This is a genomic window from Candidatus Neomarinimicrobiota bacterium (assembly GCA_022560655.1).
Taxonomy (GTDB): Bacteria; Fidelibacterota; Marinisomatia; order SCGC-AAA003-L08; family TS1B11; genus JADFSS01.
Map to the genome: position 1 here is coordinate 1 of JADFSS010000100.1, position 6,058 is coordinate 6,058.

Below are 6,058 nucleotides of genomic sequence, written 5' to 3' on the forward strand. Positions count from 1 at the left end.
CGTCTGATCGCAGCACCCGCTTGACCGCCGACACCACACCTGATTCCGGCGGCTTTTCCTTGAGCACGCGGGCGGGAACCGCCTTCTGAAGCACGGTCCGCGCCGACAACTTACCGTAGCCGATGTGCGCCAGCAGCTCGTCCGCCTTCTGCGCGCCGTATTCGGTAGCGAACCTCGCGAGTTCCTCGCTTTCCAGAATCGTCTTGGGATTCAGATCGAAACGCCGCGCCTGCTTCTCGAACAGGCGCCGACCGAGCTCGATGCTGCGCGCGCGCTCCTCCCCCTGAAGCACGTGCCTGATCTTGCTCCGTGCGCGAGAGGTCGCAACAAACGTCAACCAGTCGCGGCTCGGCTTGTGCCCGGCCTGCGTGACGATGGCGACGATGTCGCCGTTCTCGAGCCGCGTCCGCAGGGGGACCATCCTGCCGTTGATGCGAGCTCCGACACACTGGTTGCCGACGTCGGTGTGCACGCTGTACGCAAAGTCCACAGCGGTCGCGCCGCGCGGCAACGACTTGACCTCGCCCTTGGGCGTGAAGATGTAGACCTCTTCGGGATACAGGTCGATCTTGAGGTTCCGGAGAAATTCTTCCGGATCCCCGACCTCCTGCTGGAACTCCAGCAGCTGGCGCATCCACTGGAAATTGCGCTCATCGCGCCGATCGCCGACGCGGCCTTCCTTGTACTTCCAGTGCGCCGCAATGCCTTCTTCGGCGCGCCGGTGCATCTCCTCGGTCCGGATCTGGACCTCGAACGGGAAGCCGTGCTCACTGATGACTGAGGTGTGCAGCGACTGATACCCGTTCGGCCGCGGCATCGCGATGAAGTCCTTGATCCGCCCCGGCACGGGTGACCATGTTTGGTGGATGATGCCAAGCGCCGCGTAGCAGTCCCTGACCGATTGCGTGGTCACGCGCAATGCGACGAAGTCGTACACCCGCTCGAGATCGATCTTCTGGCGCTTCAGCTTCAGGTGAATGCTGTAGAGGCGCTTGATCCGTCCGTCGAGATCGATAACGGGCACCTGCGCATCTTCCAGCTTCGCGCGGATCTTCCCGGTCAGCTCTTCGATCACGCCCTCCGCGAACGTCCGTCTGCCCTCGACCTTGGACCGGAGGGCCTCGTAGGCCTTCGGCTCGATGTACCGGAACGACAGTTCCTCGAGCTCGTTCTTGAGCTTGCTCATCCCCAGCCGATTGGCAATCGGAGCGTAAATGTCGAGCGTCTCCTGGGCGATCGTGGTGCGGCGCTCCTCCGGCAGGTTGGGCCGGTCCATCACGCTGCCATGGGCGATGCCGATACGTATTCCGTCGTCTGTTCGTGGATGGTTGCCAATCCAAGTAGTGGGATCATCGTACGACGTTTTCCGGAAGACCGGGCAGGGGAAGAGTGTTACCCCGGGAAGATCACGATACGGCTCCCGGCGACGCAGAACGCGCACGCTGTTCGTCATGTCTTGATTCCAGGGGGCTGCATCCCAGACAGATCCCGGTTCGAGTGGATCGTGGTTTCCCGAGATGATCAGCACAGGGACAGGAAAACTCTCGAGCAGGTCAAACGCGCGCCGGGCAATTTCCCGCTGAACGCGCACGTCGTCGAACAGGCCAACAAACGGGCCCGCGGGCAGAACCCCCTCTGTGGTGACCTGCTTGACCTCTATGTCCAGCTGCAAGATGACGTCATCCGGGACATAGGATTTGTGGGCTCGGGCTGCGCCATTTCCCAGGCCACCGCGTCCCTCATGACGACGGTTCTCAAGGGCAAATCGAAGACCGAAGCCCTGGACCTGCTGGAGCATTTCCAGCACATGGCGACGACGGGAGAAGTGCTGTCCGAAAAGCTGGGCAAATTGACGGCCCTGGCCAACGTGCACAAATACCCCATCCGCGTCAAATGCGCCATGCTGCCCTGGCGGACGATGGCAGCCAGTTTGAATGGCACGGAAGCAACAATTGTAACGGAATAGGATACCAGCGAGATGACCAGATGCATACCGGCGAATTAGCCACTATTCAACGCGACTGCGACGCGATTCTGATCCCCTACGGCGAGAAAATCACCCTCAAAAAGGGGGAAGAGGTGGTCATCACCCAGGCGCTCGGGGGGAGCTACACCGTGATGGTATTGGGCCGCCTGGCGCGCATCGATGGCCAGGATGCTGACGCGCTGGGCAAGGAGCTGGCCGGACCGGAGAGTACCGAACCTGAGTTGGCCGCCGGAGAAAAACCGGACGAAAGTCTCATCTGGGACCAGCTGCGCAAGTGCTACGACCCGGAAATACCGGTCAACATTGTCGATCTGGGTCTGATCTACGACCTGGCCATTGCGCCGGTGGAAGGTGGGGCCGGCCACCGGGTGGTCATCAAGATGACCCTGACGGCGCCTGGCTGCGGGATGGGTACCTCCATTGCCGAAGATGTCAAGCAGGGTGTTTTGACTGTACCGGGTGTTGCGGATGCCAACGTGGAGCTGGTGTGGGAACCCACCTGGAATCAAAGTATGATGTCTGATGCTGCCCAGCTGCAGCTGGGCATGATGTAGCAGCCCGAAAGGGGACAAGATGATGGTAGAAGGCCAGGCTGTCCAAGGCACGCCGCCGCAAGCCCAGGCGAGCGTTTCCATGTCGGAGACGGGCCGACCTGAGCCGCCGTGGGACATGCAGCGCGTCCAGAGCGATTTTCCTCTCCTGGGCAAACCCATGCGCGGCAAACCGCTGACCTACCTGGACAGTGCTGCAACCTCCCAAAAACCCCAGCAGGTCATCGACGCGGTACGGGAGCACTACGAGTCTGACAACGCCAATGTCCACCGAGCCATCTATGAGCTGGGCGTGAGATCCACCCAGGCTTATGAATCGGCGCGGCAAAAGGTGGCTGAGTTTATCAATGCCAAGGACTGGCGCTCCATTATCTTTACCCGGGGCACCACCGAATCCATCAATCTGGTGGCCTATGCCTGGGGGCGCCACTCGGTGGGGCCGGGGGACGAAATCCTCGCAACCGAAATGGAGCACCACAGCAACATGGTGCCCTGGCAGCTGCTGGTGCGGGAGCGGGGCGCCACCCTGCGGCACATCCCCTTACGTGACGACCAGAGCCTGGATCTGGATAGCCTGGACACGTTGCTGACCGAGCGGACGAAGCTGGTGACCGTGGTTCACCAATCGAATGTGCTGGGTAACGTGAACCCGGTGGAGGAGATCATCCGCCGGGCCCGGGAGGTGGGCGCCCTGGTGCTGCTGGATGGCGCCCAGAGCGTCCCCCATTTCCCCATTGATGTACAGGCGCTGGATTGTGATTTCCTGGCCTTTTCCGGGCACAAGATGCTGGGGCCAACCGGTGTGGGGGTGCTCTATGCCAAGACAGCGCTGCTGGAGTCGATGGAACCGTTCCATGGGGGCGGCGAGATGATCGAAACGGTGACGCTGGCGGGGGCCACCTGGAAGGATATTCCGTTCAAATTTGAGGCTGGAACGCCCAGCATCGCCCAGGCAGTAGGATTGGGTGCCGCCATCGATTACCTCAACGGGCTGGGCATGAAGAACATCCAGCGGTATGGCGACCGACTGACCCGCTACGCCAGAGCGGTGCTTGGCGCCCTGCCTGACATCACGCTCTACGGTCACGAACCCACCGCCAACAGTGCCCTGTCGTTTAATCTCGCCGGCGTTCACCCACACGACCTGGCCCAGTTGCTGGACCAGGAGGGCATCGCCATCCGCGCAGGGCATCATTGCGCCCAGCCCCTCATGCAGCGGCTGGGGGTGGCTGCGACTTCCCGAGCCAGCCTATACCTCTACAATACTCCCGACGACGTCGACCGCCTGGCCCAAGGGCTGAAGAAGGCGACGGCCTTCCTGGGCGTAGGCAGCTGAATCTCTTGAGGCGTCGCTCTTAGCCCTCTCGGTTGGCCGGCGGCAAGCTCCCCTCCCGGCGTGCTGCGCCATCCTTTCCCCGAGATTGTAAACCGCGCGAGGGATTTGCGCTCGGGAATTGATTTTAGCTAGCGTCAAGGGTAAACTTCACATCCAAGTAATGGAAACAACCCCTCGTGGGAGCTTCTCCGGGGGGCACAGCGCTATCTGCATGCACATGGGTGGGGCAGCTGTGAGGCAACCATGCCGCTTGCTGACATACGGTGATATAGATCAGGCACAAACGTATCCTATGGCTGTTTCCGATCCTGGCCACAAGTTGCTCATTGTTTGAGGAGTTGCCATCGCAACCGGCCCTCGGTTTATTGCGGCCGGAAACCTACCTGAGCATCTCCTCCCAGTCAGTCATTTACGTGCGCATCGACAGCATCGTCTGTGCCGATTTGACATCCATGACTGAGTGCGACACCGCCAGGACTTACTATTTCGAGGCCGATACTGCTCTGCCTGCCGAGGGGCTGGACACCGTGTTCAACGCACTGCAGACCGTGCTGGCCAGCCAGCAGACGCTGCACTGGTGGGGCGAAGACTCCGACGGCGAGGTGGTGGGTTACCGCTACCGCTGGAGCACGGATACGGCCTGGACCTACACGACCGAGGAGTCCCGCGAATTTGTCGTGCCCATCCGCACGGCCTTTGACCTGTTTACCTTTGCCGTGGCGGCCGTCGACAACGACAGCCTGACTGATGAGACGCCTGCCACGATTGTCCTGCCGGTGCAGAACTCCCCACCGGAGATCGGGTTTCGCTTCCGGAGCAATCCCATCGTCCCCGACCCCAGTGCTGAGTACACCACCTTCCCCACGCGCACTTTCGTGTGGGATATTACTGACTCTGACGGTCTGGAAACGGTGGACTCGGTGTTCTATGCCTTGGATGACACGTCCGCGGGAGCGTGGTTGGCTCTGAGTGCAGCCGCGCACAGCAGCGTGACGCTCACCAACCTGACCCCGGGTTTGCATACCTTTTACGTGAAGACCCAGGATATCGCCGGTGCGGAGAGCCCCATTATCCAGTTCCCCGATTCCCTGGATGAGGCCGGCCCCAACACGTGGCGGGTGCTGCCGGTGGTGGGCAATATCGTTATTGTGGACGACTTTCACCAGGACAACGGCAACGTTGCACTGGCCTGGTACCGGAGCATTTTTGACACCATCCCCGGCATCGGGCCGGGCAACTATTCTGTCTGGGAGATAGGCCGGGAACTGCCCTTCTCAGAGACCGACATCACCGCCACCCTGGGCTATTTCGAGCACGCCTATTGGTACACCGGCTATACGGGCATAGAGACCTACAATGCCGCCTCCAATGCCATCAACCGCTTTGTGCTCAACGGGGGCAATCTGTTCATTAACGTGACCGAAATCAAGGACACCAGTTTCTTCTGGTTCCCGCTGAGCTCCACCAGCGCCATTAACCCCACCGGCCGGCTCCTGCCGGGCAAGGTTCTGAACTCAGCCCTTTCGCCCAGCCTGAACCTGGAGATATCAGCCCTCATCGCCGTTCGCATCCGCAGCTTCGAAAGCCTCGCCGCCGGAATCGATCCCGTGGACGGCCCGACCTTTGAGGTGCTTTACCGCCTGGAGCCCCCGCAGGACGGCGATCTCTGGACTGGAGAGCCGGTGGTGGCGGGAGAGTATGATCACCGCGCGCCCCTCACCCCGGAGGCGGGCAAAGTCATCTTCTTTTCCGTGCCCTTTCACAGCGGCGGAATTCCCTTGCTGGAAGGAAACGGTTCAGGGGGTAAATTCATTTCGTGGGCGTTTCGAAACAGGTTCCTGCAATGAAGCAGTGCACACTGCTGATCTTGCTCTCGGTTGCATGCTTGGCGGGGCAGCAGCGAACGTTGCTCAGGGGGCGCATCGTCGACAGCCAGACGGGCGAACAGCTGGTGGGTGTGAACGTGCTGGTCAAAGGAACCTACGCCGGTGCCTCCAGCGGCCTGGATGGCAGCTATATCATTGAGGGTCTGTCCCCGGGGAGCTATGACCTGGAGGTCTCTTACATGGGCTACAAGCTCATTCAGCGCAACGGCGTGAGCCTGACGCCGGGCGTCGCGGTTGAGGAGAACTTCGAAATGGAGACCACGGTGCTAGCTTTCGGGCAGGACGTGGTCGTTATCGG

6 protein-coding genes are annotated in these 6,058 nt (G+C 61.1%); 5 read left to right on the plus strand and 1 reads right to left on the minus strand.

Annotated features, from left to right (window positions below; genetic code table 11):
* On the minus strand, positions 1-1,276 hold a 1,276-nt coding region (locus tag IH971_10535; protein ID MCH7498273.1), incomplete at its 3' end, for a bifunctional (p)ppGpp synthetase/guanosine-3',5'-bis(diphosphate) 3'-pyrophosphohydrolase.
* Positions 1,277-1,324: 48 nt separating this feature from the next.
* Between IH971_10535 and IH971_10540 the strand changes: the two genes are divergently transcribed.
* The 5 genes from IH971_10540 to IH971_10560 all read left to right on the plus strand — a co-directional run.
* Positions 1,325-1,966, plus strand: a complete 642-nt coding sequence (locus IH971_10540; GenBank protein ID MCH7498274.1) for an SUF system NifU family Fe-S cluster assembly protein — start codon at positions 1,325-1,327, stop codon at positions 1,964-1,966.
* A 20-nt stretch (positions 1,967-1,986) separates the two neighbouring features.
* Complete coding sequence (sufT, locus tag IH971_10545; protein MCH7498275.1) at positions 1,987-2,541, plus strand: putative Fe-S cluster assembly protein SufT; 555 nt, start codon at positions 1,987-1,989, stop codon at positions 2,539-2,541.
* A gap of 79 nt (positions 2,542-2,620) precedes the next feature.
* Positions 2,621-3,874 carry a cysteine desulfurase gene (locus IH971_10550; protein MCH7498276.1) on the plus strand — a complete coding sequence of 418 codons (1,254 nt, stop codon included), beginning with the start codon at positions 2,621-2,623 and terminating at the stop codon, positions 3,872-3,874.
* Positions 3,875-4,212: 338 nt separating this feature from the next.
* Positions 4,213-5,721, plus strand: coding sequence for a hypothetical protein (locus IH971_10555; GenBank protein MCH7498277.1), 1,509 nt, complete (start codon positions 4,213-4,215; stop codon positions 5,719-5,721).
* On the plus strand, positions 5,718-6,058 hold a 341-nt coding region (locus IH971_10560), incomplete at its 3' end, for a carboxypeptidase-like regulatory domain-containing protein (protein MCH7498278.1). The genes IH971_10555 and IH971_10560, both read left to right, overlap by 4 nt.

Excerpts from the sequence above, each read along its gene's own strand:
- sufT (MCH7498275.1), top strand. The coding sequence starts at position 1,987 with ATGCATACCGGCGAATTAGCCACTATTCAACGCGACTGCGACGCGATT.
- IH971_10540 (MCH7498274.1), top strand. The coding sequence starts at position 1,325 with ATGGTTGCCAATCCAAGTAGTGGGATCATCGTACGACGTTTTCCGGAA.
- IH971_10550 (MCH7498276.1), top strand. The coding sequence starts at position 2,621 with ATGTCGGAGACGGGCCGACCTGAGCCGCCGTGGGACATGCAGCGCGTC.